Source organism: Variovorax sp. P1_H12_2, from assembly GCF_056405335.1.
Genome location: NZ_JBFUCI010000034.1, coordinates 1 through 25,940 on the forward strand (window position 1 = coordinate 1; position 25,940 = coordinate 25,940).

Annotated in this window: 21 protein-coding genes; 13 read left to right on the forward strand and 8 right to left on the reverse strand. The window is 68.5% G+C overall.

What is annotated here, in order from left to right:
- Positions 1-212: 212 nt before the first annotated feature.
- From AC1D2K_RS06045 to AC1D2K_RS06075, 7 genes are all read left to right on the forward strand, one after another.
- Positions 213-971, forward strand: a complete 759-nt coding sequence (locus tag AC1D2K_RS06045; protein WP_478087105.1) for a glutamine amidotransferase — start codon at positions 213-215, stop codon at positions 969-971.
- A gap of 67 nt (positions 972-1,038) precedes the next feature.
- Positions 1,039-3,444, forward strand: a complete 2,406-nt coding sequence (locus AC1D2K_RS06050) for an acylase (protein WP_478087106.1) — start codon at positions 1,039-1,041, stop codon at positions 3,442-3,444.
- Between the two features lie 122 nt (positions 3,445-3,566).
- Complete coding sequence (locus AC1D2K_RS06055; RefSeq protein ID WP_478087107.1) at positions 3,567-4,205, forward strand: CDP-alcohol phosphatidyltransferase family protein; 639 nt, start codon at positions 3,567-3,569, stop codon at positions 4,203-4,205.
- A 61-nt stretch (positions 4,206-4,266) separates the two neighbouring features.
- Positions 4,267-5,844: a phospholipase D family protein gene (locus tag AC1D2K_RS06060; protein ID WP_478087109.1), complete on the forward strand. Its 1,578-nt coding sequence runs from the start codon at positions 4,267-4,269 to the stop codon at positions 5,842-5,844.
- A 25-nt stretch (positions 5,845-5,869) separates the two neighbouring features.
- Positions 5,870-6,484, forward strand: a complete 615-nt coding sequence (locus tag AC1D2K_RS06065; RefSeq protein WP_478087111.1) for a histidine phosphatase family protein — start codon at positions 5,870-5,872, stop codon at positions 6,482-6,484.
- A gap of 21 nt (positions 6,485-6,505) precedes the next feature.
- Positions 6,506-7,465: a DnaJ C-terminal domain-containing protein gene (locus AC1D2K_RS06070; protein WP_478087113.1), complete on the forward strand. Its 960-nt coding sequence runs from the start codon at positions 6,506-6,508 to the stop codon at positions 7,463-7,465.
- A 5-nt stretch (positions 7,466-7,470) separates the two neighbouring features.
- Positions 7,471-7,791, forward strand: a complete 321-nt coding sequence (locus AC1D2K_RS06075; RefSeq protein ID WP_478087114.1) for a chaperone modulator CbpM — start codon at positions 7,471-7,473, stop codon at positions 7,789-7,791.
- A 19-nt stretch (positions 7,792-7,810) separates the two neighbouring features.
- On the opposite strand, the gene AC1D2K_RS06080 is transcribed toward AC1D2K_RS06075, so the two are convergent.
- Complete coding sequence (locus tag AC1D2K_RS06080; protein ID WP_478087116.1) at positions 7,811-9,544, reverse strand: dipeptidase; 1,734 nt, start codon at positions 9,542-9,544, stop codon at positions 7,811-7,813.
- Between the two features lie 147 nt (positions 9,545-9,691).
- On the opposite strand from AC1D2K_RS06080, the gene AC1D2K_RS06085 reads away from it, so the two are divergent.
- Positions 9,692-10,384, forward strand: coding sequence for a hypothetical protein (locus tag AC1D2K_RS06085; protein ID WP_478087117.1), 693 nt, complete (start codon positions 9,692-9,694; stop codon positions 10,382-10,384).
- Positions 10,385-10,433: 49 nt separating this feature from the next.
- Here the strand turns inward: AC1D2K_RS06085 and mmsB are convergent, their stop codons facing one another.
- The 4 genes from mmsB to AC1D2K_RS06105 form a co-directional block, all read right to left on the reverse strand.
- Positions 10,434-11,324 carry a 3-hydroxyisobutyrate dehydrogenase gene (gene mmsB / locus AC1D2K_RS06090; RefSeq protein ID WP_478087118.1) on the reverse strand — a complete coding sequence of 297 codons (891 nt, stop codon included), beginning with the start codon at positions 11,322-11,324 and terminating at the stop codon, positions 10,434-10,436.
- Between the two features lie 37 nt (positions 11,325-11,361).
- Positions 11,362-12,477 carry an enoyl-CoA hydratase/isomerase family protein gene (locus AC1D2K_RS06095; RefSeq protein WP_478087120.1) on the reverse strand — a complete coding sequence of 372 codons (1,116 nt, stop codon included), beginning with the start codon at positions 12,475-12,477 and terminating at the stop codon, positions 11,362-11,364.
- Positions 12,474-13,628, reverse strand: a complete 1,155-nt coding sequence (locus AC1D2K_RS06100) for an acyl-CoA dehydrogenase family protein (protein WP_478087121.1) — start codon at positions 13,626-13,628, stop codon at positions 12,474-12,476. Before AC1D2K_RS06100 ends, AC1D2K_RS06095 begins: the two co-directional genes overlap by 4 nt.
- Before the next feature lie 231 nt (positions 13,629-13,859).
- Entirely contained in the window at positions 13,860-15,380 is a 1,521-nt protein-coding gene (locus AC1D2K_RS06105; protein WP_478087122.1) for a CoA-acylating methylmalonate-semialdehyde dehydrogenase, read from the reverse strand.
- Positions 15,381-15,488: 108 nt separating this feature from the next.
- Here AC1D2K_RS06105 and AC1D2K_RS06110 point away from each other — a divergent pair, with 108 nt between their 5' ends.
- Positions 15,489-16,391, forward strand: coding sequence for a LysR family transcriptional regulator (locus AC1D2K_RS06110; RefSeq protein WP_478087124.1), 903 nt, complete (start codon positions 15,489-15,491; stop codon positions 16,389-16,391).
- Between the two features lie 50 nt (positions 16,392-16,441).
- Here the strand turns inward: AC1D2K_RS06110 and adhP are convergent, their stop codons facing one another.
- On the reverse strand, positions 16,442-17,473 hold the full coding sequence (adhP, locus tag AC1D2K_RS06115) for an alcohol dehydrogenase AdhP (RefSeq protein WP_478087125.1): 1,032 nt from the start codon (positions 17,471-17,473) through the stop codon (positions 16,442-16,444).
- Between the two features lie 352 nt (positions 17,474-17,825).
- Between adhP and AC1D2K_RS06120 the strand changes: the two genes are divergently transcribed.
- From AC1D2K_RS06120 to AC1D2K_RS06135, 4 genes are all read left to right on the forward strand, one after another.
- A complete protein-coding gene (locus AC1D2K_RS06120; RefSeq protein ID WP_478087127.1) occupies positions 17,826-19,349 on the forward strand; it encodes a DUF3300 domain-containing protein in 1,524 nt (507 codons plus the stop codon).
- Positions 19,350-19,395: 46 nt separating this feature from the next.
- Positions 19,396-20,289 carry a DUF2950 domain-containing protein gene (locus tag AC1D2K_RS06125; RefSeq protein WP_478087128.1) on the forward strand — a complete coding sequence of 298 codons (894 nt, stop codon included), beginning with the start codon at positions 19,396-19,398 and terminating at the stop codon, positions 20,287-20,289.
- Between the two features lie 129 nt (positions 20,290-20,418).
- Positions 20,419-20,784, forward strand: coding sequence for a SpoIIAA family protein (locus tag AC1D2K_RS06130; protein WP_478087130.1), 366 nt, complete (start codon positions 20,419-20,421; stop codon positions 20,782-20,784).
- A 227-nt stretch (positions 20,785-21,011) separates the two neighbouring features.
- On the forward strand, positions 21,012-23,480 hold the full coding sequence (locus AC1D2K_RS06135; protein ID WP_478087131.1) for a DUF6351 family protein: 2,469 nt from the start codon (positions 21,012-21,014) through the stop codon (positions 23,478-23,480).
- A 30-nt stretch (positions 23,481-23,510) separates the two neighbouring features.
- On the opposite strand, the gene AC1D2K_RS06140 is transcribed toward AC1D2K_RS06135, so the two are convergent.
- Positions 23,511-25,076, reverse strand: a complete 1,566-nt coding sequence (locus tag AC1D2K_RS06140) for a methyl-accepting chemotaxis protein (RefSeq protein ID WP_478087133.1) — start codon at positions 25,074-25,076, stop codon at positions 23,511-23,513.
- A gap of 307 nt (positions 25,077-25,383) precedes the next feature.
- On the reverse strand, positions 25,384-25,767 hold the full coding sequence (locus AC1D2K_RS06145; RefSeq protein ID WP_478087135.1) for a hypothetical protein: 384 nt from the start codon (positions 25,765-25,767) through the stop codon (positions 25,384-25,386).
- Positions 25,768-25,940 lie beyond the last annotated feature (173 nt).

Consider the following 25,940-nt stretch of genomic DNA (forward strand, 5'->3'; position numbering starts at 1 on the left):
CTCGCGGACCTGGTGCGCGCCGCGCAGCCGGCACGCAGCCACCCGGAATGGGAAACCGGCACGCGCCTGCGCTGGCGCGAGGCCCCGCAGCGGCAGGACCTGGTGGCGGCGGTCGCGCGGCGCGTTCCGCCCGCCATCGAGGCACTGGAAAACAACTGAGGCCGCTGCCCGCGCCCACCTGACGCACGGACGGAATCCGGCATCATGGCGGGATGGAAAACATTCCCCCTCGCCCGCTCGCGATCATCAAGGTCGGCGACACCTTCGACGCCCTGCGCGAACAGCGCGGCGACTTCGAACACTGGATGGCGGCCGGCCTCGGCGACACCCGGCTGCCGGTGGTGGTGCTCGATCCGCGCCGCGGCGACAAGCTGCCCGCGCCCACCGAGATCTCGGGCGCCATCGTGACCGGCTCGCATGCGATGGTCTCGCACCGCGAGCCATGGAGCGAGGCCACCGGCGCCTGGCTCGCACAGCTGGTCGGCCACGGCACGCCGGTGCTGGGCGTCTGCTTCGGCCACCAGTTGCTGGCCGATGCGCTCGGCGGCGAAGCCGGCGATCACCCGGGCGGCCTGGAGATCGGCACGGTCGAAGTCGAGCTCCGGCCCGAGGCCGCCGCCGATGCGCTGATGCACGACCTGCCGGCCCGCTTCGAGGCCCAGGTCGTGCATCGGCAAAGCGCGCTGCGGCTGCCCGAAGGCGCCGTCCGGCTCGCGGGCAATGCCTTCGAGCCGATCCAGGCCTTCCGGGTCGGCGAGAACGCCTGGGGCCTGCAGTTCCRCCCCGAGTTCGACGCCGAGATCATGCGCGGCTACGTCGACCACCTGGCCGACACGCTGCGCGCCGAGGGCAGCGACCCGGCGGCGCTGCGCGAACGCGTGGCCGCGACCGCGGCGGCGGCACAGCTGCTCGGCCGCTTCGCCCGGATCGCCGAAGCCCACGACGCCTTGGCGACAGCGCCCCCGGGTTAGCACGTATCGCGGTCGGGGGCCCGCAACATGTAATCGACGGCTCGTTTCCACTCCGAAGCCTCGATACATGAATGCCATGACAAGCCCGCGCTGCGCTCCAGGCGCCTCCAGCGCCGTTGCCCTCGCGCTCGCCGCCCTGCTCGCCGGCTGCGCCAGCACGCCGGCCCCCGGCACGCGCAGCGTGACGATCGAACGCACCACCTATGGCATTGCCCACATCACCGCGCCCGACTACGAGGGCGTCGCCTACGGCGTGGGCTACGCCCATGCCCAGGACAACGTCTGCCAGACCGCCGAGCACCTGCTGACCGTGCGCGGCGAGCGCTCGCAGTTCCTCGGCGCCGACGGCACGGGCGAGCTCGGCCTGGGCCGCGCACCGAACGCGCAGATCGACCTGTTCATCCGCGCGCACATGGACGACGCCGCGCTCGCACGCGCCGCCGCCGATCTCAAGCCCGACGTGCGCGCCTCGCTGAGCGGCTATGTCGCCGGCTACAACCGCTATCTGCAGGACGCCGGTCCGAACGGCCTGCCCGAGGCCTGCCGCGGCAAGCCCTGGGTACGGCCGATGACGCAGGCCGACCTGGCGCGCGCCACCGAGATGTCGATGATCCAGGGCGGCATCGGCGCGCTGGCCGGTGCAGTGCTGGCCGCCGCGCCGCCGGCGCCGGGCACCAAGACCTCGGCCGCCCCAGTCGACCTGCCGCAGGCCGTGGCGGAGATCTCGCGCCACAGCTTCAACGCCAATCCCGAAGGCGGCGAATTCGGCTCCAATGGCTGGGCCTTCGGCCGCAACGCCACGCCCGACGGCCGCGGCCTGCTGCTCGGCAATCCGCACTTCCCGTGGACCGGCACCAACCGCTTCTGGGAGCTGCACCTCACGATCCCGGGCAAGCTCGACGTGATGGGCGCGACCGGCGGCCTGAGCCCGGTGGTGTCGATCGGCTTCAACAAAGACGTGGCCTGGACCCACACCGTCTCGACCGGCAAGCGCTTCACGCTCTATGAACTGAAGCTCGACCCGGCCGACCCGACCGTCTACATCGTGGATGGCCAGCCGCGCAAGATGACCGCCAGGACTGTCGTGCTGCCGGCCGCTTCGGCCAAGGCCGGCACGCCGCCGGCGCAGAAGACCTTCTATGCCACCGAGTGGGGGCCGGTCATCTCGATGCCGCGCGCCGGCCTCGACTGGGGCGCCACCAAGGCCTACGCGATCCGCGACGTCAACACGCTCAACACGCGCTCGGCCCAGAGCTGGATGCAGATGGCGCTGGCGCGCAACGTGGCCGAGCTGCGCGCCGCGATGGGCAACCAGGGCATTCCGTGGATCAACACCCTGGCGGCCGACCGCGAGGGCAATGCGATGTACGCCGACCTGTCCGTGGTGCCCGACGTGTCGGCCGAACTGCTCAAGTCCTGCGCCCCGTCGCCGGCCGCCGCTGCGCTGCTCGCCGCGGCCGGCCTGCCGGTGYTCGACGGCTCGCGTTCGGCCTGCGCCTGGACGCGCGACCGCGCCGCCGCGATGCCCGGCGCGATCCCGCCGGCGCGCATGCCGGTGATCGTGACGCCGGACTGGGTGCAGAACAGCAACGACAGCTTCTGGCTCAGCAACCCGCGCATCGCGCCGCCGGCCGGCATCTCGCCGCTGGTCGGCTTCACGGGCACGACGCAGCGGCTGCGCACCCGCAGCGGCATCATGGAAATCGAGAGCCGGCTCGCCGGCAGCGACGGCCTCGCGGGCAACAAGATGGGCGGCGCCGAGCTGCGCAGCGTGATCTTCCGCGACAGGAACCTCGCCGGCATGCTGGTGATGGACGATCTTGCCGCGGCCTGCGGCGCCAACGCCGCGGCGCTAACGCCGGACCAGGCGCAGGGCTGCCGCGTGCTCGCGGCCTGGGACCGGACCAGCAACAGCGCCTCCAAGGGCGCGCCGCTGTTCCGCGAATTCTGGCGCAAGGCCAAGGAGGTGCCGAAGGTCTGGCGCGTGCCCTTCGATCCGGCCCGTCCGGTGGTCACGCCCAGCGGCCTCGAGATGGCCACGCCGGCCACGCGCGATGCCGTCTTCAAGGCGCTCGGCGATGCGGTCGGCATCGTGCGCGTGGCCGGCTTCACGGTCGACGCTCCGCTGGCCGAGGTGCAGACGCGCATGGTGCGCGGGCAGAAGGTCACGATCCCCGGCGGCGACGAGTTCGAAGGCGTGCTCAACAAGGTGGAAAGCCAGGGCCAGGCCACGCTCGACCCGAAGGGCTACAACATCAACTACGGCAGCAGCTACATCCAGACCGTGGGCTTCGACGAGCGCGGCCCGGTGGCGCAAGGCCTGCTGACCTATGGCCAGAGCAGCGATCCGGCGTCGCCGCACGCCTACGACCAGCTGCCGCTGTTCTCGGCCAAGAAATGGCATCCGCTGCCCTTCCACCGCGCCGACATCGAGGCCCAGCGCGTGGGTGCGCCGCTGCAGCTGGCCTATTGAGCGCGCAAGACCGGGCGCGGAGGGGCCTGGCGGAACCGGCCTCCCGCGCGGCATCGGAATGCGCCTTCCCGCGTCCGCCCGGTTACGCTCGGGTGCGTCGCAGTTTGTCCACGGAAGCCACCATGCCCACTCCAGCCCCCGCCCCCGCGCGCAAGCATTTCTCGATGATCCGCGGCTTCCACCTGGCCGATGCGTTCACGCTCGGCAACGCGGCCTGCGGCGTCGGCGCCATCTTTCTCGCGATGGCCTACATGCGCAGCCAGTCGCTCGCGCACTTCCTCTGGGCGGCGGCGCTGGCGCCGGCCGCGTTCGTGTTCGACGTCTTCGACGGCCGCATCGCCCGCTGGCGCCAGACCCATTCGGCGCTCGGCCGCGAACTCGACTCGCTGGCCGACGTGATCTCCTTCGGCGTGCTGCCGGCCGCCCTGGCCTTCGCCGCCGGCCTGGACGGTGGCTGGGACTGCGTGCTGCTGATCTATTTCGTCTGCTGCGGCGTCAGCCGCCTGGCGCGCTACAACGTCACGGCCGAAGCGCTCTCCGAGGGCGCGGACAAGGTCAAGTACTTCGAGGGCACGCCGATTCCGACCAGCGTGGTCCTGGTCGGCGTGCTGGCGCTGGCTGCCTGGCAGGGCCGCATCGGCGATGCGATCTGGGGCGGCGCCTGGATGATCGGGCCCTGGGTGCTGCACCCGCTCGGCCTGCTGTTCGGGCTCTCGGGCACGCTGATGGTCAGCAAGACGCTGCACATTCCCAAGCTGTAGCGGCGCCAGGGCCCGGCCCCGATCTGCCTAGAATGGCCGAACTCTTTGCGGGAAACGCGCCGTGTCCACCTTTGCATCACGCGTCCTCATCGTCTTCCTCTTCGGCTTGCTCGTCACGGGCTGCTCCAGCCTGCCCGCGAACGTCGACCGGACCGAGACCCAGGCCGTCGCCAGCACGAGCGATACCCGACTGGCCAAGGCCTTCGGCCCCGCCGTGTCGGCCCATCCCGGAYGCTCCGGCATCCATGCGCTGGCGGCGGCGGAAGATGCCTTCGCCGCCCGCATCCTGCTCGCGCGCCATGCGGATCGCAGCCTCGACCTGCAGTACTACATCTGGCGCAACGACATCACCGGCAAGCTGATGTGGCAGGCCGTCTGGGAGGCCGCCGAGCGCGGCGTGCGCGTGCGCATCCTGCTCGACGATGCCAACACCAGCGGGCTCGACACGACCCTGGCCGCACTCGACGCCCATTCCAACATCGAGATCCGCCTCTTCAATCCGTTCGCGAACCGGGGCTTCCGGGTCAGCGACTTCGCCTTCGATTTCTCGCGCGTCAACCGGCGCATGCACAACAAGTCCTTCACCGCCGACAACCAGCTGACGATCGTCGGCGGCCGCAACATCGGCGACGAGTACTTCGGCGCCAACATGGAGCTGGGCTTCCAGGACCTCGACGTGATGGCGGTCGGGCCCGTGGTGCGCGAGGTCTCCAGCGCCTTCGACCTGTACTGGAACAGCGCCTCGGCCTACCCGGCCGCGCGCCTGCTCGCACCGCCGCCCGCGAACGCCCGCGCCGAACTGCAGGCGGGATGGGACACCCTGCACCAGGACCCCCAGGCGCTGCGCTACCGCGAGGCGGTGCGCCAGACCCCGCTGGTGCGCGAACTCGACGATGGCCGGCTCACGCTCGACTGGACCACTGCGCACGTGATCCACGACAACCCGGCCAAGGTGCTGGAGCCGACCGATCGCCGCGACCTGCAGATGTCGCCGCAGCTCGAGGCGGCCTTCGGCCATCCTAGGCGCGAGCTGGACCTGGTGTCGCCCTACTTCGTGCCCGGCAAGGACGGCACCCGGTCGCTGGTGACGATGGCCAGATCGGGCGTGAAGGTGCGCGTGCTGACCAACTCGCTGGCGGCGACCGACGTCAGCCCGGTCCATGCCGGCTACTCCAAGTACCGCAAGGAACTGCTCGAAGGCGGCGTCCAGGTCTACGAGCTGAAGCCGGGCGACGCGGTGCCGCCGCCGGACAAGGAAGACAGCAAGGCCCGGGGCCTGCCGGGAAGCGGCAGCTCCGGCAGTTCGGCCGCCAGCCTGCACGCGAAGACCTTCGCGGTCGATCGCGAGCGGATCTTCGTCGGCTCCTTCAATCTCGACCCGCGGTCGGCGCGGCTCAACACCGAGATGGGCGTGATCATCGACAGCCCGCAACTCTCGAGCCGACTGGCCGAGCAACTCGACACCGCGGTCCCGGCCAAGGCCTACGAAGTGCGCATCCAGCCGGATGGGCATGGCATGGAATGGATCGACCGCACCCCGCAGGGCGAGACCCGCTACACCACCGAGCCCGGCGCCGGCGCGCTCAAGCGGGCGTGGATCGAACTGCTCGAGACGCTGCCGTTCGAGTGGCTGCTGTAACCCTTCACCCCGAGACCCGAAATCGATGAATCCCGGCCTCCGCCTGCTCGCCACCCTCGCCGAAGCGCATCCGCTCGCCCCGGCCTGCGACCATTTCTATTTCCTGCGCCACGGCCAGACCGAGTGCAATGCGCGCCGCATCTTCCAGGCGGCCGACGAGCCGCTCAGCGCACTGGGCCTGCAGCAGGCGGCACGCGCCGCCGAACTGCTGGCCGGCGAGCCGATCCGCAGCATCGTCAGCAGCAACGTGCATCGCGCGCTGACCACCGCGCACACCGTATCGGCACCGCACGGGATCGCGCCGCTGGTGCATGAGGGGCTGCGCGAGCGCCACTTCGGCGCGCTGATCGGCAGCTCCTCCGCCCACATCGACTGGGCCTGCGCGCCCGAGGGCGGCGAGACCCTGCCCGAGTTCGTCGAGCGAAAGCGCGCCGCGCTCGAGCAGGCGCTGGCGCAGCCGGCGCCGGTGCTGGTGGTGGCGCACGGCGGCTCGCTCTACGTGCTGGCGGCGTTGCTCGGCGTGCCGGTCGACCTGGGCCTGATGGGCAACGCGCAGCCGCTGCGCTTCGAACGGGACGGCGCCGCATGGCGTGTCAGATCACTGCTGCAGCAGGTCGACGGCGGCGCCGCCATCGCCTGAAGCCCACTTCGCGGATCCACCATGGACTTCAAGGACTACTACAAGACACTCGGCCTCGAGCGCGGAGCCTCGGAGGACGAGGTGCGCAAGGCCTACCGCAAGCTGGCGCGCAAGTACCACCCGGATGTCAGCAAGGAAGCCGACGCCGAGCTGCGCATGCGCGACGTCAACGAGGCCAACGACGTGCTGCGCGACAAGGAGAAGCGCGCCGCCTACGACCAGCTTGCCGACCACGTGGCGCGCGGCGGCAGGCCCGACGGCAGCTTCCAGCCGCCGCCCGGCTGGGACGAAGGCTTCGAGTTCCATCGCGGCCCGAACCAGGGCCCGGCCGACCATGCGGACTTCAGCGAGTTCTTCTCGTCGGTGTTCGGCGCCGCCGAGCGTCGCGGCGCCGAGCGCCGCCACTACCGCGCGCGCGGCGAAGACCACCACGCCGCGATCGAGATCACGCTGGAGGATGCGCTCAACGGCGCCGAGCGCGAGATCTCCCTGCGCTCGCAGGAGATCGACGCCCATGGCCGCCCCGAACTCAAGACCCGCACGCTCAGCGTGAAGATCCCGGCCGGCGTCCGCCCGGGCCAGTACATCCGCCTCGCCGGCCAGGGGATGCCCGGACATGGCGGCGAGCCTGCGGGCGACCTGTATCTCGAAGTGCGCATCTCGCCGCACAAGCTGTACCGGATCGAGGACCGCGACCTCTACATGACGCTGCCGATCACGCCGACCGAAGGCGCGCTCGGTGCGCAGGTGAAGGTGCCGACGCCGGGCGGCGGCGTGGTCGAAGTGACGGTGCCGCCCAATGCGCGCAACGGACTCAAGCTGCGCCTGAAGGAGCGCGGCCTGCCCGGCAAGCCGCCGGGCCATCTGTATCTGCTGCTGGAGATCGCCTTGCCCCCGGCCAGCACCGAGGCCGCGCGCAAGGCCTATGAGCAACTCGCACAGGCCGCGCCCTTCGATCCGCGCCGCCATCTCGGAGTGTGACGATCATGACTTCCTCTGTGTCCATCACGACCCTGAGCGCCTCGCACCCCCTGGCCGCCAACGAACTCGCGCATGCCTGCGGCGCGCAGATCGAATGGGTGGTTCAACTGGTGGAGGTCGGCATCATCGAATCGCAAACGCCGGCCGAACGGCCGGACGACTGGCGCTTCCACGGCGCAGACCTGCAATCCGCGCTCGAAGCCCGGCGCCTCGAGCGCGACTTCGGCGTCGGCCTCGAGGCGGCGGCGCTGATCCTCGACCTGGAGCACGAGGTGCGGCGCCTGAAGGCCGTGCTGCACGCGCAGGGCCTGGGGCGCGAAATCTGAGGGCGCCCACCCGGCCCGGCTACTGCATCGTCTTCAGGTTCCCGATCCGCACCAGCATCTCGGTGAACATCTGCATGTCCGCATCGAGGTCCGCGATCTCCTTGTATTCCTTGGCGTTGTGCGCCGTGTACTTCTTGCCCGGCATGGCCGGGCCGAAGTTGATCGCGTTGGGCATCAGCTTGGCGGTGGTGCTGCCCGCGGTCGGCACCGGAAGGGCTTCGAGGCCGGTTGTGTCGCCGAAGATGTTCAGCAGCGTCGACAGCCACGCGCCCTTGGGATCGCGCGCCATCCAGTCGCCCTGCTGGTAGTCGATCTCGGCCCGCGCCTGGCTCGCCGCGGCCCAGGCGCTGATCTTTTCMTTGATGCTGGCGGTCAGCTGGTCGGGCGTGCTGCCGCGCGGCATCCGCACATTGGCGGTCACTTCGAGCCTGCCGTCCTTCTCGCGGATCAGGTTGGGCGACATCGTGAGCGGCCCCATGAAGTCGTCCTTGTAGCCCACGCCCATCTTTTCGCCGAGGTAGCCCGTGCCATAGAGATCGACCAGGTACCTGACGGCCTTGGTGTAGTGATTGCCCGCCGTCACGACGCCGGACTCCTGCAGGAAGAGCGCGAGCCGCGGCAGCGGGTTGATGCCCTCCTCGGGGCGCGAGCCGTGCGCCGACACGCCCGTGACCTTCACCTCGATGCTGTCGGCGCCCTTCGCGATGTCGATGCCGAACCTGCCGCCCTGGCTTTCGTACTTCTGGAGGAACGGCCCCTTGACGAATTCCAGCCTCGTCGCCACCTGCGCCAGATCGCCGCCCTTCAGCGTGGCGGTCGCGGTCTGCGGCACCGCGTTGGCTGCCGACGCGCCGGCCATCGCGGTGATGGCCGTGCGCACCGCGCCGCTGCCGTCCGCGTCCTCGACCGGGAAGAAGACCTTCAGGGCGCCCGAGCCCTTCTCGGCGACCACCGCCGGGTACTTGCTGTCGAGCACGATGTTGTATTCGGGCAGCGGCGTCTTCGCCCGGTAGTACTTCATGGCGTCGCCGCCGGTCTCCTCGGTGGTCTCGATCATCAGGCGGATGGTGCGGGCCAGCGGCAGCCCGCTTTCCTTCACCGTCTTCATCGCATACAGCACCGCGGCGATGGAGCCCTTGTCGTCGATGGTGCCGCGCCCGTACAGCGTGTCGCCCACGCGCGTCATCTTGAAGGGATCGAGCCGGGTGCCGTCGTCGAGCACCCACTCGTCGGCCACGGCCGGCACGACATCCGCGTGGGTCAGGATGCCGAACTCGTCGGGGCCGCGGCCCGGCAGCTTGACCTCGAAGATCCGGTTGTCGACATTGCGGTACTGCAGCCCGAAGTCCTTGGCCATCTTCTCGATCAGGCGGCCGAACTCGATGATCTGCGGGCTCTCGTGCGGCGGCACCTTGTCGTCGCGAACGGTCGGAATCGCCACCATCGCCTCGATCGACGCGAGCACGGCCTTCTGGTTGTGCAGCCGGTTGTAGAGGCCGAGCAGGCGCGCGATCTGCGTCAGGTCGTCTCCCGAGAGCGGCCGCTTCGCTTCATAGGCCGCAATGCTCGGCCGGAGCTTGGGATCGGCCTTCGCGGCTTGCGCCAGGAAGGCGCGAAAGCTCGCCGACGGCGCCGCCTGCTGGGCCGCGGCGAGGCGGTCGAGCTGGGGCTTCTTGAGGGTGTCGGCGAGCACCGGTGCAGCGAGGGCCAGCGCCAGGCCCATCGAGATGGCGGAAAGGGTCGATCGGTTCATGGCGAGCGTCCGAAGTCGGAAGTGGGGCACAGGCTTGCAAGTCTACGACCGGCACCGGCGGTGCCGGACCACGTAGGCGCCGGCTGGCAGACATCAAGCGGCCGAATGTGGAAAGTACGGCTTGCCCCCGCCAACCGAGGAGTTCCGATGCCGGTGATCTGCGCCACTTGCCAAACCGAGAACCGCGACGCCGCGAATTTCTGCCACGGCTGTGCCCGCAAGCTGCCCCGCTTCGCCGCCACCGGGCCTTCCCTGCTGGATGCCGTGCGGTCGAAAAGGTTGACCGGCTCGCCGGAGCCGGGTGCCCGGCAGGCCCAGGCCGCGCACCCGGCCGAAGCGCGTGGCTTCTGGACCGGCCTCGGGCTGCTGCTGCTCGCCACCGCGCTCGGCTTCGGGGGCTGGGTCGCCTATGTGACGCGCAAGGTCCCACCGCCGCACGCGTTCGACGCCGCGCAGGCCGTGGTCGCACCACCCGCGCCCGCGGCGTCTGCGCGGCAGCAAGCCCCCCAGGATCCGGAACCCGTGCCGCTGCCGTCGTCGCTGGCGGCGGGCGAGTCGGAGGTGGGCGCCGACCCGCCTGCAGCGCCGCCAGGCTCGGCCGCGCCGACGACAGCGCCCGCGCCGCCCCTGCACCGCCAGCCGCCGCGCGTCGCCATGCCGACGCCCAGGGCGGCCCTCGATCCTCGGCGCGGCTGCGAAAACCTCAACTTCTTCTCCGCCGCGCGCTGCGAGGCCGCGCATTGCGACCAGCCGGCGTACACGCGCCATCCGCGCTGCGACGCCGTGCGCGAGGATCGCCGGCGCGACCAGGCCCGGCGCAACCCGACGCTGGGCTATTGAAGGCCGGCCACCGACCTGCAGGCCCTGCTTGAGGGCGCTGGGGGCCCGCTCAGACCGGCTTCGCCTGCACCAGCTTGATCACGCTCGAGAAGTCCAGCGCCCCATGGCCGCCGAGGCTGTGTGCGGCATACAGGTTGCGCGCCAGTCCGCCCAGCGGCGTCGAAGCGCGCACCGCGGCCGCGTTCTCCTGCGCCAAGCCCAGGTCCTTCAGCATCAGGTCGGTGCCGAAGCCGCCCGCATAGCCCTTGGAGGCCGGCGCGTTTTCCATCACGCCCGGCAGCGGGTTGTACTTTTCGAGCGCCCAGTTGCCGCCCGAACTGCGCCGCATGATCTCCGATAGCACTTTCGGATCGAGCCCGTTGGCGACGCCCAGCGCGATCGCCTCGGAGGTGCCGATCATCAGGATGCCGAGCAGCATGTTGTTGCAGATCTTGGCGGTCTGGCCGGCGCCCGCGGCACCCGCGTGGAAGATGTTGGCGCCCATCTTCTCGAGCACCGGACGGGCCCGTTCGAGGTCGGCCTCCGAGCCGCCGACCATGAAGGTCAGCGTGCCCGCGATGGCGCCGCCGGTGCCGCCCGACACCGGCGCATCGATCACCGCCACGCCGCGCTTGGCGCCCGCCTCGGCCAGCTTGCGCGAGGTCGCGGCCGCGATGGTGCTGCTGTCGATCACCAACGTGCCGGGGGCGATCTTGTCGAGCAGGCCGTCGCTGCCGAGGTAGAGCCCTTCGACGTGCGCGCTGGCCGGCAGCATGCTGATCACCACCTCGGCGCCGGCCACCGATGCGGCGGCCGAGGCGGCAATGGGCAGGCCCTCGGCCGCGAACTTCTTGCAGGCCTCGGCAGAGAGGTCGAAGGCGCTCAGCGTGTGGCCGGCCTTCTGCAGATTGAGGGCCATCGGGCCGCCCATGTTGCCCAGGCCGATGAATGCGATCTTCATGTCGTGTCTCCGTTCTTGTGGAAATGCGTGTTCGTGTTCAGGTCAGCCCGACCAGCTCGGGCGCCATCTCGCCGCGCGGGCGCAGATGGTCTTCGACGAAGGCCGGCGTGATCTCCTCGAGCGTGGCGGGGTTCCACTTCGGGTTGCGGTCCTTGTCGATCAGAACGGCGCGGATGCCCTCCGCGAAGTCCTTGTGAGCACAGAAACCCAGCGAGGCCCAGTACTCGAGCCGGAACACCTCGGCCAGCGACATGCGCTGCACGCGCTGCCAGAGGGCGAAGCTCAGCGCCGCAGAACTCGGTGCGCCCTTGGCGAAGGTCTTCGCCGCGGTCTGCAGCCATGGGTCGTCGCTTTGCAGATGGCGCAGGCGCCTGGCGATGTCGAGCAGGTCGTCGCCCGCCATCAGCGCATTGATCGTGTCGAAGTGCTCGCGCAGCTTCGAGGCGGGCAACGCGGCGCCCTCGCCGGCCTGTGCCAGCACGCGGGACAGCGTGGCACGGTCGGCCTGCGATTCCGCCTGCCATGGGGCCGAGGCGATCGCCTCGAGCACCTGCGCCTTGTTCTCGTGCGGCACCAGCAGATCGGCCAGGCCGCAGAAGAGCGCGTCCGCGGCATTGAGCGGGGCGGCCGTCAGCGCGAGGAACAGGCCGACCCGCCCGGGCATGCGCCGCAGGAACCAGCTGCCACCGACATCGGGGTACAGGCCGATGTTGATCTCGGGCATCGCGACGCGGCTCTGCGCCGTGACCACGCGGTGCGAGGCACCGGCCATCAGGCCGACGCCGCCGCCCATGACGATGCCGTGGCCCCAGCAGAGAAAGGGCTTCGGGAAGTTGTGGATCAGATCGTCGAGCTCGTATTCCTCGCCGAAGAAGCGCTCGGCGTACCCGTTGCGCTCGGGGCCGCAGTCCAGCAGCGTCTGGTAGAGCTGGCGCAGGTCGCCGCCGGCGCAGAAGGCCTTTTCGCCGGCCGCATCGAGCAGCACGCCGACGATGTTCGCATCGGCCGCCCATTCGCGCAGTTTCGGCGTCAGCAGCCGCACCATCGCGACGGACAGCGAATTGAGCGAAGCCGGCGCGTTGAGTGTGGCCACGCCGAAGCGCTTGCCGTTGGCGGCCTGGATTTCTTTGAAGAGAACGACGGAGTCAGTCATCGGATATCGCAATCGCCTTCGAGAAGTTTGCGCGCGACGATCACGCGCATGATTTCATTGGTGCCTTCGAGGATCTGGTGCACGCGCGCGTCGCGCACCAGCCGCTCCAGCGGGAATTCGCTCAGGTAGCCGTAGCCGCCGTGCAGTTGCAGCGCGTCGTTGCAGACATTGAAGCCCGCATCGGTCGCGAAGCGCTTGGCCATCGCGCAATAGGTGCTGGCGTCGGCATGGCCGGCATCGAGCTTGCTCGCGGCCAGCCGCACCATCTGGCGTGCGGCCACCAGTTCGGTCGCCATGTCGGCCAGCTTGAACTGCAACGCCTGGAAGCTCGCGAGCGGCTTGCCGAACTGCTGGCGCTCGTGCAGGTAGCGCCGGGCCGCGTCGAGCGCACCCTGCGCCGCGCCGACCGAGCAGGTCGCGATGTTGATGCGCCCGCCGTCGAGTCCTTTCATCGCGATGCGGAAGCCTTCGCCCTCGCTGCCCAGCAGGTTCTCGGCCGGCACCCGCACGTTGTCGAAATCGATGGTGCGCGTGGGCTGGCTGTTCCAGCCCATCTTGTGCTCCTTCTTGCCGTAGCGGATGCCGGGCGCATCGGCCGGCACCGCCAGGGCCGAGATGCCGCCCGCGCCGCCGCCGCCGGTGCGCGCCATCAGCACCAGCACATCGGTCGACCCGGCGCCCGAGATGAAGGCCTTGCCGCCGTTGATGACGTACTCGCCGCCCTGCAATTCAGCCCGCGTCTTGAGCGATGCGGCGTCCGATCCCGCGCCGGGTTCGGTCAGGCAATACGAGGCCAGCTTGCGCCCGCTGGTCAGCGCCGCGCCCCACTGCGCGCGCACCGCGGGACCGCCCCAGGTGCCGAGCATCCAGGTCGCCATGTTGTGGATCGTGATGAAGGCCGTGGTCGATGGGTCGACCGCGGCCATCTCCTCGAACACCAGCGTCGCATCGAGGCGCGGCAACGCCAGGCCGTCGATGCTCTCGGGCGCATAGAGCCCGCAGAAGCCGAGCTCGCCGGCCTTGGCGATCGCTTCCCTGGGGAAGATCGCCTCGGCGTCCCAGCGCGCCGCATGCGGCGCGAATTCGTTCAGTGCAAAGTCGCGCGCCGTCTGGGCAAAGGCGCGCTGCTCTTCCGAAAGTTCAAAGTTCATGGCAACCGACGAAAAGCTCACAGCCTAATCGGGAAACATCGCGGAACCGGCTTTGCCGGGCCGCTGGTGTTGCCCCCGGCAGGGGGGTGGGCGGGCTACACGAAGTGAGCCCAACCTGGGGGGGAGCAACAGTGCCACCGCGGAACCGGCTTCGCCGGGCCGCTGGTGTTGCCCCCGGCAGGGGGTGGGCGCCCGACACGAAGTGCGGGCAACCTGGGGGCGAGCTTAAGCTCACTTGAGACTGATCGTGGTATTGAGGCCGTGGGCGGTGCTGTCGTCGAACCAGCGTTCGGTCACCGTCTTGGTCTGGGTGTAGAACATGATCACCTGCTTGCCGTACGGACCCAGGTCGCCGAGCTTGGAGGCGCGCGAACCCGTGAACGAGAACATCGGCACCGGCACCGGGATCGGCACGTTGATGCCGACCTGGCCGACGTCGATGTCTTCCTGGAACCGGCGCGCCGCAGCGCCCGACTGCGTGAAGATCGCGGTGCCGTTGCCGWTCGGGTTGGCGTTGATCATCTCGATCGCATCGTCGATGCTGTCGGCGTTCGCCAGGCACAGCACCGGGCCGAAGATTTCCTGCTCGTAGATGACCATGCCGGGCTTGACGTCGGCGAACACCGTCGGGCCGACGAAGTTGCCCTTCTCGAAGCCGGGCACCGTCGGCTTGCGGCCGTCGAGCGCCAGCGTTGCGCCGTCCGCCACGCCGCGTTCGATCAGGCCGTTGACGCGCTCATAGGCCGCGCAGGACACCAGCGGTCCGACGTCGACGCCCTTCTCGGTGCCGGCGCCGATCTTCAGCGTCTTGGCCTTCTCGACCAGTTCAGGCACCCACTTCTGGGCCTCGCCGACCAGCACCGCGACCGACACCGCCATGCAGCGCTGGCCCGCGGCGCCGAAGCTCGCGCCGGCGATCGCATTGAGGGTCTGCTCCTTGTTGGCGTCGGGCATCACGATGGCGTGGTTCTTCGCGCCCATCATGCATTGCACGCGCTTGCCGGCCAGCGTGGCGCGGTTGTAGACGTGGGTGCCGACCTTGGTCGAGCCGACGAACGAGATCGCCTTGATGTCCTTGTGATCGCAGATCGCGTTGACCACCGCCTCGCCGCCGTGCACGACGTTGAGCACGCCGGCCGGAATGCCGGCTTCGAGCGCGAGTTCGCACAGGCGCATCGTGACCATCGGGTCTTGTTCAGAGGGCTTCAGCACGAAGGTGTTGCCGGTGACGATCGCCATCGGGAACATCCACAGCGGGATCATGGCCGGGAAGTTGAACGGCGTGATGCCGGCGCAGACGCCCAGCGGCTGCAGCAGCGTGTAGGTGTCGACGCCGTTGGCGACGTTGTTGGCCAGCTCGCCGAGTTGCAGGTTGCCGATGGAGGCCGCGTGCTCGACCACCTCGAGGCCGCGGAACACGTCGCCCTCGGCATCCGGCAGGGTCTTGCCCTGTTCGGCCGTGAGGATCGCGGCCAGTTCGGCCATGTTCTCGCGGATCAGTTGCTGGTACTTGAGGAAGATGCGGGCCCGTGCGCCGATCGGCGTCTTGCGCCAGGTCTTGAAGGCCTCCTTGGCGGAAGCGACTGCGGCATCGACCTCGGCCGGCGTCGCGAACGGCACCTTGGCGAGCACTTCCTGCGTGGCCGGATTGACGATGTCGCGCCACTCGGTGGTCTTCGACTCGACGAACTTGCCGCCGATGAGCAGCTTGACGGTGGCGACCTGGGTCGCGGGCGTGGTGGTGGCGTCCATGTGAACTTGTCTCCTTGGGGAATAGGGGTGCAGCAGGGTGATGCTAGCTTTGCACTTTTGCGATGGCAATAGACAAATTCGCACCTCCGATCTGCATAATTGCAGATCATGGATTGGGACAACCTGCGCTTCTTCCTCGAGCTGGCGCGCTCGGGCACGCTGGTGGGCGCGGCCCGCCGGCTCGCGGTCGACCACACGACCGTGGCGCGGCGCATCCAGGCGCTCGAAAAGCAGGTCGGCACCGCCCTCTTCTCGCGCGAAGCCGACGGCCATCGCCTGACCGAGGCCGGCCGGCGGCTGCAGCCGCAGGTCGAATCGATGGAAAACGCCTTCCTGGCCGTCGAGAGCGCCGCGCCGGGATCGCAAGAGGGTCTGTCGGGGCTGGTGCGCATCGGCGCGACCGAAGGCTTCGGCACCGTCGTGCTGGCGCCGAAGCTGGCGCTGTTCGCACAAGCGCACCCCAAGCTCGTGATCGACCTGCTCGCCATGCCGCGCCTGGTGCACCTGTCGCGGCGCGAGGCCGACATCGTGATCTCGCTCGAACGCCCGGCGCGCGGGCCCGTGGTGGTGACCAAGCTCACCGACTACGTGCTGCACCTCTACGCATCGAAGGACTACATCGCGCGGCGCGGCGCGATCCGCACCCGCGAAGACCTGCGCGGCCACACCTTCATCAGCTACGTGGACGACCTGCTGTTCAGCAAGGAGCTGCAGTATCTCGACGAGCTCTACAAGCCCGATTCGTTCGCGCTGCGCAGCACCAGCATCCTCGCGCAGCACCAGGCCGCCCTGGCCGGTGCCGGCATCGCGGTGCTGCCGGCCTTCATCGCGGGGCGCGACAAGTCGCTGCGCCGGCTGCTGCCGGCCGAGGCCAGCTTCACGCGCACCTTCTGGATGTCGGTGCCGGCCGAGACGCGGCATCTCGCGCGCATGAAGGTGGTGTGGGATTTCCTGCGCGAGACCGTCGTGGCGCAGCGGGAGGTGTTGATGCCGCCGGGGTCGGTGGGCTGAAGGCTTGCGGCGGCCCCCAGCGCATCCTCAATGCGTTTGCGCGCGCGCCACTACGGCTCGTCGGTGAGCCGTAGCACCACCCGACCCTCGATTTCGCCCTTGCGCATGCGATCGAGGATCAGGTTGATGTTCTCGATGCGGTCCTCGCTGTACACGGTATGCACCTTGCCCTCGCCGGCAAAGGCCAGCGCTTCCTGCAGGTCCTTGCGAGTGCCCACGATAGAGCCGCGCACCGTCTTTGCGTTGAGCACCATATCGAAGATAGGCAGGCCGAAGTCGCCCGGCGGCAATCCGACCATCGACATCGTTCCCCGCTTGTGCAGCATGCCCAGCGCCTGCGAGAAGGCGGCGCGCGAGGCCGCCGTGACGAGTACGCCGTGCGCGCCCTTCAGTTCGCGCTGAAGCTCCTTGGCCGGATCGGCATGGGTAGCGTTGACCACCATGTCCGCTCCTACTTGTTTGGCCAATTGGAGCTTGGCATCGTCGATGTCCACCGCCGCCACATGGAAGCCCATAGCCTTGGCGTACTGCACCGCCAGATGGCCCAGCCCTCCGACACCGGAGATCGCCACCCAGTCGCCTGGCTTGCAGTCGAGCACCTTGAGCCCCTTGTAGACCGTGACCCCGGCGCAGAGAATGGGCGCGAGCTCGGAGAAGCCGCGATTGGCCGGCAGGTGCCCGATGTAGCCTGGGTCGGCCAGCACATATTCCGCATAGCCTCCGTCGACGGTGTAGCCCGTCATTTGCTGCCCATCGCACAAGGTTTCCCAGCCAGTGATGCAGTGCTCGCAGTGGCCGCAGGCGGTGTGCAACCACGGCACGCCGACGCGGTCGCCTTCCTTCACATGCTTCACGCCGGCGCCCACGGCCGCCACATGCCCCACGCCTTCGTGACCGGGAATGAAGGGCGGCGATGGCTTGACCGGCCAGTCGCCGTCGGCGGCGTGCAGGTCCGTGTGGCAGACGCCCGAGGCCGCCACTTTCACCAGCACCTGACCCGGCACCACCTCCGGCACCGGCACTTCATCGATCACAAGCGGCTTGCCGAACTCATGGACCACTGCGGCTTTCATCATCTGCATTGCGACCTCCAGTAGGTTGTGGGTAGTAGCGCAGGCAAGGTTGAATTGTCGATGGCCGCAGCGTACGCCACAACCAGAGGGGCGAGGGCAAATACCGACGTTGCATTTCGGTACGAGGGCCGCGGTTTGGGCCGAAGCCGAAGCCCGCCCGGAAACTCGAGTCGATCAAGACGAATTGCCACGTCACCGGCCGATCCATGTGCCTGCCGCCGGTCCAGGAACTGACAAACGTCAATTCACAAGCATGCGTGATGGGCAGACAATTTTCCCCAGCGTCGTGTCAGAGGCGTCTCGCCGTTTCTGGTTCGGTCGAGAGCGAACATCTTGGATCTCTGGAGGGAATATGCGTGCAATGACCATCCGATTCGTGCGTGCCGTGATGCTCGCCGCTTCGTTGCTCCCGGCCCTGACGGGCGCGCAGTCACCGCCGAACTTCTCCAGGGAGCAGCTCGACCAGATGATGGCGCCCATCGCGCTGTATCCGGACGAACTGCTGTCGCAGGTTCTGATGGCCTCGACCTATCCGGCCGACGTCGCCGATGCGGCCAAATGGTCGAAGGCGAATCCGACCCAGAAGGGCGATGCGGCGCTGAAGATGGTCGCGAACCAGCCCTGGGACCCGAGCGTGCAGTCGCTCGTGGCATTCCCGCAGGTGCTGCAGACGATGGGCGATCAGCCTGACTGGGTGCAGAACCTGGGCGATGCCTTCCTCGCCTCGTCCAAGGACGTTCTCGACTCCGCCCAGCGACTGCGCGGCCAGGCCCAGAAGACAGGCAGCCTCAAGAGCACCGAGCAGCAGAAGGTGATCGTCGAGCAGGAGCCCCAGACGCAGCAGACGATCATCAAGATCGAGCCCACCAACCCGGAGGTGGTGTATGTGCCGGCGTACGACCCGACCGTGGTGTATGGCGCCTGGCCCTATCCGGCCTATCCGCCCTACTACTACCCGCCGGCGCCTTACTACTATGGCTACTACGGCGGCTACTACCCCGGCGCGGCGCTGGCGACGGGCATCGCCTTCGGTATCGGTGTCGCCGCCACGGCGGCGCTCTGGGGCAACTGCAACTGGGGAGGCGGCAACGTCAACGTCAACGTGAACCGCTACAACAGCGTGAACACCAACCGGCAACTCGCTGCGAACCAGACGAACTTCCAGCACAACGCGGGCAACCGGCGCGGCGTTCCCTACCGGGACTCGGCAAGCCGGCAACAGTTCGGCAAGGACGTCGGCGGCGCGAACCAGCGCAACGATTTCCGCGGACGCGATACGGCTGCTCGTGACGCGCAGCGCCAGCAGGCGCAATCCCAGTTGCAGCAGCGCGGGATGGACCCGGCCCAGGGCCGAAACCAGTTGCGCAACGACCCGGGCACTCGCGAGCGCGCGCAGGCGGCTGCGCGAGACACCGGCCGCGATCGAGCGGGTGCGGGCCCCGGTGACCGCGCGGGCGACCGGGCCGGCAGCCGAGCCGGTGACCGCGCTGGTGATCGGGCCGGCGATCGAGCAGGAGCCGGAGCCGGAGCCGGAGCAGGAGCAGGAGCAGGAGCCGGAGCAGGCGACCGCGGCGGCGCGGGCGGGCGCGGTGGTGCCGACCAGGGACTGTCGCGGACGCAGCACAGCGGCGGCGACAACGCATTGCGGGGTTCGGGCGATGTCGGTGGCCAGACCCGTCAGCAGACCAGTCGCGGCGACGCGAGTCGCCAGTCCATGTCACAGAACCGTGGCGGAGGCGGGGGGGCACAGATGGGTGGCGGCGGTTCGCACATGGGCGGTGGTGGAGGCGGCGCCCGCATGAGTTCCGGCGGAGGCGGCGGTGCACGCATGGGCGGAGGCGGCGGCGGCGGCGGCGGGCGCGGCGGCGGCGGCGGTCGTCGCTGAATGGGAGGCCCACATGACGCAATCCACCTGTTCGGGAGTCCGGACGATGTCCTTCGCCGCCCTATCCCTGAAGACGCTTGCGGCCTCCGTGGCGCTGTCGCTCGCCTCGGTCGCTTCATTCGCGCAAAAGGCCTTTCCCACGCCCGATGCCGCGGCGCAGGCTTTCGTCGATGCCCTGTCGCGCAGCGACGTCGAGGCATTGCGCAGCGTGCTCGGACCCGAATGGCGGCGCTTCGTGCCGGAGGGCACCGTCGATCAGGATGACGTCTATGAATTCCTCGGCGCATGGGCCAAGCAGCACAAGGTCGTGCTCGAACAGCCGGACATGGCGCTGCTCGCCGCCGGCCCCGGAGACTGGACACTGCCCGTGCCCATCGTGAAGAGCGCCGCCGGCTGGCGCTTCGACCCGAGAGCGGGCGTCGATGCCATGCGCACTCGTCGCATCGGCCGCAACGAGCTCCATGCGATGCAGGCCGCGCTGGCGTACTTCGACGCCCAGAAGGAATACGCGCAGCAGGACCGCGACGGCAACAGCGTGCTCGAGTACGCGCAGAAGTTCGTGAGCTCTCCCGGCAGGCACGATGGGCTCTACTGGCCGGACGCGACCGGCCAGGACCTGAGTCCGCTCGGACCTCTGTATGCCGGGCAAAGAGGCGGCGAGGGCTACCACGGCTACCACTTCAAGATCCTCAAGGCTCAAGGCAAGGACGCGCCGGGTGGCGCCTACGACTACGTGATCGGCAACCGCATGCGAGGCGGATTCGCCCTCATCGCCTGGCCGATCCGCTACGGCGACACAGGCGTGATGAGCTTCATCGTCAACCACGACGGCGTGGTGTACGAGAAGGACCTCGGCCCCGGCGGCGAGACCGCTCCCCAGACCATGACGCGCTTCAATCCAGATGCAAGCTGGCGCAAGGTCGACGCGCCTGGCGGTTGATCAGGGGCTCGCGTTCCCGATACCTCTTCACCTGGAAGCCGAGTCATTCGCCGCTCCCTTGTGTGTGCCGGCGAACAGTACAAGAATGGTCGGCTGCCGGCCTGCTGTGAGGGGCCAATGGAGAATCACATGCTCGAATACTCGATGAAGCAGCCAGAAGGCATCTTGGTGCTGAGACCCAGCGCCCCGCTGAGCAAAGAGGATTTCGCCGGTCCCGGCGCTGCGGTCAATGACTATCTCTCCGACCACGCAAAACTCCGAGGCGTGCTGATTCACTCCAAGGGCTTTCCCGGGTGGGAGAGTTTCGGGGGCTTCGCCGCGCACATGCGCTTCGTCCGAGAACACCACAAGGAGGTCGAACGCGTAGCCATCGCGACGGACAGTCACTTTGCGGACATGGCCGAATTGCTCGGCAGGCACTTCACATCGGCCGAAGTGCGGCATTTCCCTTTCTCGGAGGAGGCGAAGGCACTGGCCTGGCTGGAAAGCGCGTGAGACGCAGGGCACACGTGACGGGGTGGGTGTTTCATGGTCGCCTCTGAGGTATCCAGGTCCAAGGTCGGACGGCCTCGAAGCCAGCGCCTATGGCCTATGGTCATGCGAAGCAAAAAGATCTAATCTCTGCGCCGCCGCGTTCGTACGCGGACGATCCGAGGCTCAGGGCCGGCGCGTCCGGCTCTGGCAACAACAACAACAAGGCCTGTGGGCCCCGAGGAGACGCAATGACATCCAAGAAAGGTCTGGCGGCCGCATGGGCCGTGTGTGCAGTGCTGCTGGCTTCCTGCGGCGGGAGCAGCGGTGGCGGAGGCTCCGGATCGGGCGCAAGCGCCGGCACGGGCAGTGCGAAAGTCAGCGCCGAGAGCAGCACCGCGCAGCAGGCGAAGGTGCTCAACGACAAGGAGAACGGCAACAGCGTGCGCCTGCGCGTGCTGTCGAGCGCGCCAGAGTACGTTTCGGGCGGCGATGCGCGCATCGAGGTGCGCGCCGCGCCGGGCCTGCGCGACCAGCTCGAGCTGTGGCTCAACGGCATGCGCCTCGATGTGACGCTCGCCGAAACCGCGGCCGGCCTCGAAGGCGTGATCGGCGGCCTGAAGCTGGGGGCCAACACGCTGGAGGTCCGCCATCGGAGCGGCAATGGCCCGCCGCGCGACCAACTCACGCTGACCAACCACCCGATCACGGGTCCGATGTTCACCGGGCCGCAGCAGACGCCCTTCGTCTGCACCACGATCCAGGGGGCGGTGGGCAGGCAGCCGCGGGTGGACAGCGCCTCGCCGCCGGGTTACCCGGTGCGCGATGCCCAGAGCACCCTGCTGGGCTACAGCCGCGACTGCTCGATCGATACCTTCGTGAGCTACCAGTACCGCAGCACGGCGGGCGGGCTCATGCCGCTGCCGGCCGACGGCTCGCGGCCGTCCGACATGGCCCAGGCGACCCTGGCGGACGGGCGCACGGTGGACTTCGTCGTGCGGCGCGAGATCGGCAGCATCAACCGCTTCCTCTACAGCATCGCGATGCTGGCGCCCATGCCGGCGGCCGACAACGGCACGCAGACCGACACCTCGCTGTGGAACGGCAAGCTGCTGTACTGGTTCCAGGGCGGCGTGGCCATCGGCCACAGCCAGGGCACGGTGCATGGCGGCTCGATGAACCTCGACGTGCTCGGCCGCGGCTGGGCCATCGTGCACTCCAGCGGCAACAACACCGGCACGCACTACAACATGAACCTGGCCGGCGAGACCGCGATGATGACGAAGGAGCGCTTCATTGAGCGCTACGGCGTGCCGCTCTACACCGTCGGCCTGGGCGGCTCGGGCGGCGCGATCCAGCAGTACATGATCGCGCAGAACAACCCCGGCGTGCTCGACGGCCTGCTGCCCGTACAGAGCTACCCCGACATGGTCACGCAGACCATCCACGTGGGCGACTGCGAACTGCTGGAGCACTACATGGACGCGACCGACCGCGCCAACGGCAAGTGGCGCGTGACCAAGAACCGCAGCTGGCTGGTGGGCATGAATGCCGAGGAGAACCCCGACGGCGGGCCGAACACGCGCGTGAACGATGCGCTCGCGCCGCTGAAGATCGCACTGGGCTACAGCACCGCCAAGGGCACGACCGAGTGCGTGCCGGCCTGGCGCGGCCTCACGCCGCTGTCGATGAACCCCTGGTACGGCCAGGCGCCCAACCAGCAGCTGTACGAGCCGCAAAGCGACATCGCGGCCATCCGCTGGACCCACTACGACGACCTGCGCAACGTCTACGGCGTGGACGCCAACGGCGCGGCCCGGCCGACCTGGGACAACGTGGGCGTGCAGTACGGCCTCAAGTCCTTGCTGGCGGGCCACATCGCGATGGACGAGTTCGTGCACCTGAACTGGCACGTGGGCGGCTGGAAGCATCCGAGCGCCATGGTGCAGGAAGGCTTCCCCTTCTTCGGCACGACGCAGGCCGAGATCGGCAAGGCGCTATCCCAGCCCGGCTATTTCGACCCCTGGAGCCGGCGCAACATGCGGCTGGCCGCGGCCGATGCGCCGGCACCGCGCACGGCGGGCGACCCGATCGCGATGCGGGCGGCCTACGCCTCGGGCCATGTGTTCACGGGGCGCCTGGACGTACCGGCCATCGATCATCGCCAGTACATGGAGCGCGAGCTGGACATGCACAACAGCCACCAGTCCTTCGCCGTGCGCCGGCGCGTGCTCCAGAAGATGGGCCACAGCGACAACCTGGTCGTGTGGTTCACCAACACCATGCCCGGCACGCCCAAGGCCAGCCAGTCGATGCAAGCACTCGACGTGATGGACCAGTGGCTCGCGAACATGCGCAGGAACCCCGCGGACGGCATCGCCGGCAACAAGCCTGCCGAGGCGGAGGACGCCTGCTTCGACCTGCAGGGCCAGCGCATGAGCGCGGGGGCCGGCGTGTGGGGCGGCATCCTGGACAGCCAGCCCGCGGGCGCGTGCACGCAGGCCTTCCCGCTCTACGGCACGTCGCGCACCGTGGCCGGTGCGCCCATCGAGGGCGGCATCTACCGCTGCACCCTCAAGCCGCTGGACCAGGCCCTGGCTGACGGCACCTATGGCAATTCGGCGCCCAGTGCGCAGCAAGTCGAGCAGCTCAGGCGCATTTTCCCCGAGGGGGTGTGCGACTACACGCAACCGGACCAGGCGCGGCCCGCTGCCGGGTGAGCGACGTCTCTGGAAAAAGGGAAACGGGGGTCAGGCGCGCGCGCGTTGCGGACCGCCCAGCTGGAAGACGCCAACGACCCGCGAGAGGCTGCCCGCCTGTTCCTGCAGCGATGCGGCGGCGGCGGCGGCCTCTTCCACCAGTGCGGCGTTCTGCTGGGTCACCTGATCCATCTGCGTGATGGMCTGGTTGATCTGCTCGATGCCCGAGGTCTGCTCCTGACTGGCGGCGGTGATCTCGCCCATGATGTCGGTCACCCGCTTCACGCTGGTCACGATCTCTTCCATCGTCTTGCCGGCTTCGGCCACCTGCTGGCTGCCCACCTCGACCTTGCCCACGGAGTCGTCGATCAGGCCCTTGATTTCCTTGGCTGCCGCGGCCGAGCGCTGCGCCAGGCTGCGAACTTCCGATGCGACGACGGCGAAGCCGCGACCTTGCTCGCCAGCGCGGGCAGCCTCTACGGCCGCGTTCAACGCCAGGATGTTGGTCTGGAAGGCGATGCCGTCGATCACGCCGATGATGTCGACGATCTTGCGCGACGAGGTGTTGATCGAACCCATCGTGTCGACCACCTGGCTCACGACGCTGCCGCCGCGAACGGCGACTTCCGAGGCGGATACGGCGAGCTGGTTGGCCTGGCGGGCGTTGTCGGCGTTCTGCTTGACCGTCGAGGTCAGCTCCTCCATCGAAGCCGCCGTCTGCTCCAGCGAGCTGGCCTGCTGCTCCGTGCGCGACGAGAGGTCCTGGTTGCCGGAGGCGATCTGACTCGATGCCGTCGCGATGGTGTCGGTGCCATTGCGCACCTCGCCCACCACCTTGTACAGACTGTCGTTCATCGACTTCAGCGCCGTCAGCAACTGCCCGACCTCGTCGCGCGAGCCCGCGCTCACCTGGGTGCTGAGGTCGCCGGAAGCCACCTTCTCCGCCAGTTCGACCGCGCCACGCATCGGCTTCACGATGCCGACGGTCAGCCGCCACGCGAACAGCGCACCGACCAGCACCGCCACGCCCGACAGGATGATCAGCATCAGCCGGCCGCTGCGGTGGTTCTGCTGGATCTCACCCGCCATGACGTCGATCCGCGCACGCTGGGCGTCGGCGATATGGTTCACCGCCTGCTTGTAGACGACCAGGGCTGCCTGGTATTGCGTATCGGCGAGCTTGCTGGCGCCTTCGCGATCCCCGGCGGCCTTCAGCTTGTTGATGCCCGCCAGGTGCTCCAGCACCAGCTTTCGCGCGTCCGCCACGGCCTGGAAGAGCTTGCGTTCTTCCGGCTCGGTGAGCAGCTTGTCCATCTGCTGCTGCACCGGGTTGATCGATGCAATGCCCTCGCCGAGATTCTTCTTGAAATAGGCCTCGTTCTCGGGGTCGGCGGCCTTCGCCAGACCGAAGGAGTGGACGATGCTGGGGCCGAGCAGGTTGGCCCACTGGTTGGCCAGGCGCTCCTTGACCAGCGCCTCCTCGACCATGACGGAGGTCGACCCAGCCACGGCATCGAGCCGCAGGATGCCGATGCCGGAGATGAACACCATGAGCAGCAGCATGGCAGCAAACCCGCCGCCAAGGCGCACACCGATCTTGAGATTTCGCAGATTCATGGCTCTACTTTCTTGAGAGGAAGACGCGTCGACGAGGGCTTGGCCCACGGGCCGGCGTCGCACTGAGCGATGCAACGGCCCGATACCACGTCCGGATATCGGCAGCGAAGACAAAACTTGAAGTCCTCGCCGTCATAAATCAGGCGCCGGCCGCACGAGGCGGAAAACGCCGATGGCCTGCGACACCAGTGCGGCGTTCTGCGGGTCACCTGATCCATCTGCGTGATGGCAGGCCCCAAGACCTCCGCAGTGACTCCACGCCCTGCCACCCCAGCAGAACCTCCGTCGAGGCCCGCATACGCAGGGGCTAGTTCAAGGATGCGTGTCGATACTCGGCGTATGCAGTGGGTCGAAAATCACGCACCGGCACCGTTCGCTCTTCATTGGAAAGAGCGACGCGAACGTGGGCCTCCTCGCGCACCCAGCAGCCACGGGCTGTCTGTCCATCCCAAGTCGCCAGGAAGCAGACCCGGCGCGGCGCAGGGCATTCCCCCTGAGCGTCGGTCAGTTGCAGCAGGCGAAGCGGGCTTCCATCCGCGACGAAGAGGACGCTTGGCGTGAGGTCGCAGCCGACCACACAAGCGCAGCAGGCGAAGACTGCCGAAAAATGCCACAGCGAAAGGTTGTCCGGCTGTCCCGCGTTCGCCCGCCAGGACAGCAAACACCGCGTCAAGGAATTGAGATTGAACATGATTCAGGTCCAAAAATGCAAAAAGGCAACGAGCTGAACTCGTTGCCTTTGAGTGGGGGCGTCTGGCGAATTGAGAGGGCTAACTGCCCAACATCATTCGACCGCGCTGCTCGCCGGCAACGAAGGTGCGAAAGCTCAAAATCGACAGGTGCATGGACACGATGAATGCGTTC

Excerpts from the sequence above, each read along its gene's own strand:
- AC1D2K_RS06055 (WP_478087107.1), top strand. The coding sequence starts at position 3,567 with ATGCCCACTCCAGCCCCCGCCCCCGCGCGCAAGCATTTCTCGATGATC.
- AC1D2K_RS06065 (WP_478087111.1), top strand. The coding sequence starts at position 5,870 with ATGAATCCCGGCCTCCGCCTGCTCGCCACCCTCGCCGAAGCGCATCCG.
- AC1D2K_RS06070 (WP_478087113.1), top strand. The coding sequence starts at position 6,506 with ATGGACTTCAAGGACTACTACAAGACACTCGGCCTCGAGCGCGGAGCC.
- AC1D2K_RS06075 (WP_478087114.1), top strand. The coding sequence starts at position 7,471 with ATGACTTCCTCTGTGTCCATCACGACCCTGAGCGCCTCGCACCCCCTG.
- AC1D2K_RS06085 (WP_478087117.1), top strand. The coding sequence starts at position 9,692 with ATGCCGGTGATCTGCGCCACTTGCCAAACCGAGAACCGCGACGCCGCG.
- mmsB (WP_478087118.1), bottom strand. The coding sequence starts at position 11,324 with ATGAAGATCGCATTCATCGGCCTGGGCAACATGGGCGGCCCGATGGCC.
- AC1D2K_RS06095 (WP_478087120.1), bottom strand. The coding sequence starts at position 12,477 with ATGACTGACTCCGTCGTTCTCTTCAAAGAAATCCAGGCCGCCAACGGC.
- AC1D2K_RS06100 (WP_478087121.1), bottom strand. The coding sequence starts at position 13,628 with ATGAACTTTGAACTTTCGGAAGAGCAGCGCGCCTTTGCCCAGACGGCG.
- AC1D2K_RS06110 (WP_478087124.1), top strand. The coding sequence starts at position 15,489 with ATGGATTGGGACAACCTGCGCTTCTTCCTCGAGCTGGCGCGCTCGGGC.
- adhP (WP_478087125.1), bottom strand. The coding sequence starts at position 17,473 with ATGCAGATGATGAAAGCCGCAGTGGTCCATGAGTTCGGCAAGCCGCTT.
- AC1D2K_RS06120 (WP_478087127.1), top strand. The coding sequence starts at position 17,826 with ATGACCATCCGATTCGTGCGTGCCGTGATGCTCGCCGCTTCGTTGCTC.
- AC1D2K_RS06125 (WP_478087128.1), top strand. The coding sequence starts at position 19,396 with ATGTCCTTCGCCGCCCTATCCCTGAAGACGCTTGCGGCCTCCGTGGCG.
- AC1D2K_RS06130 (WP_478087130.1), top strand. The coding sequence starts at position 20,419 with ATGCTCGAATACTCGATGAAGCAGCCAGAAGGCATCTTGGTGCTGAGA.
- AC1D2K_RS06135 (WP_478087131.1), top strand. The coding sequence starts at position 21,012 with ATGACATCCAAGAAAGGTCTGGCGGCCGCATGGGCCGTGTGTGCAGTG.
- AC1D2K_RS06145 (WP_478087135.1), bottom strand. The coding sequence starts at position 25,767 with ATGTTCAATCTCAATTCCTTGACGCGGTGTTTGCTGTCCTGGCGGGCG.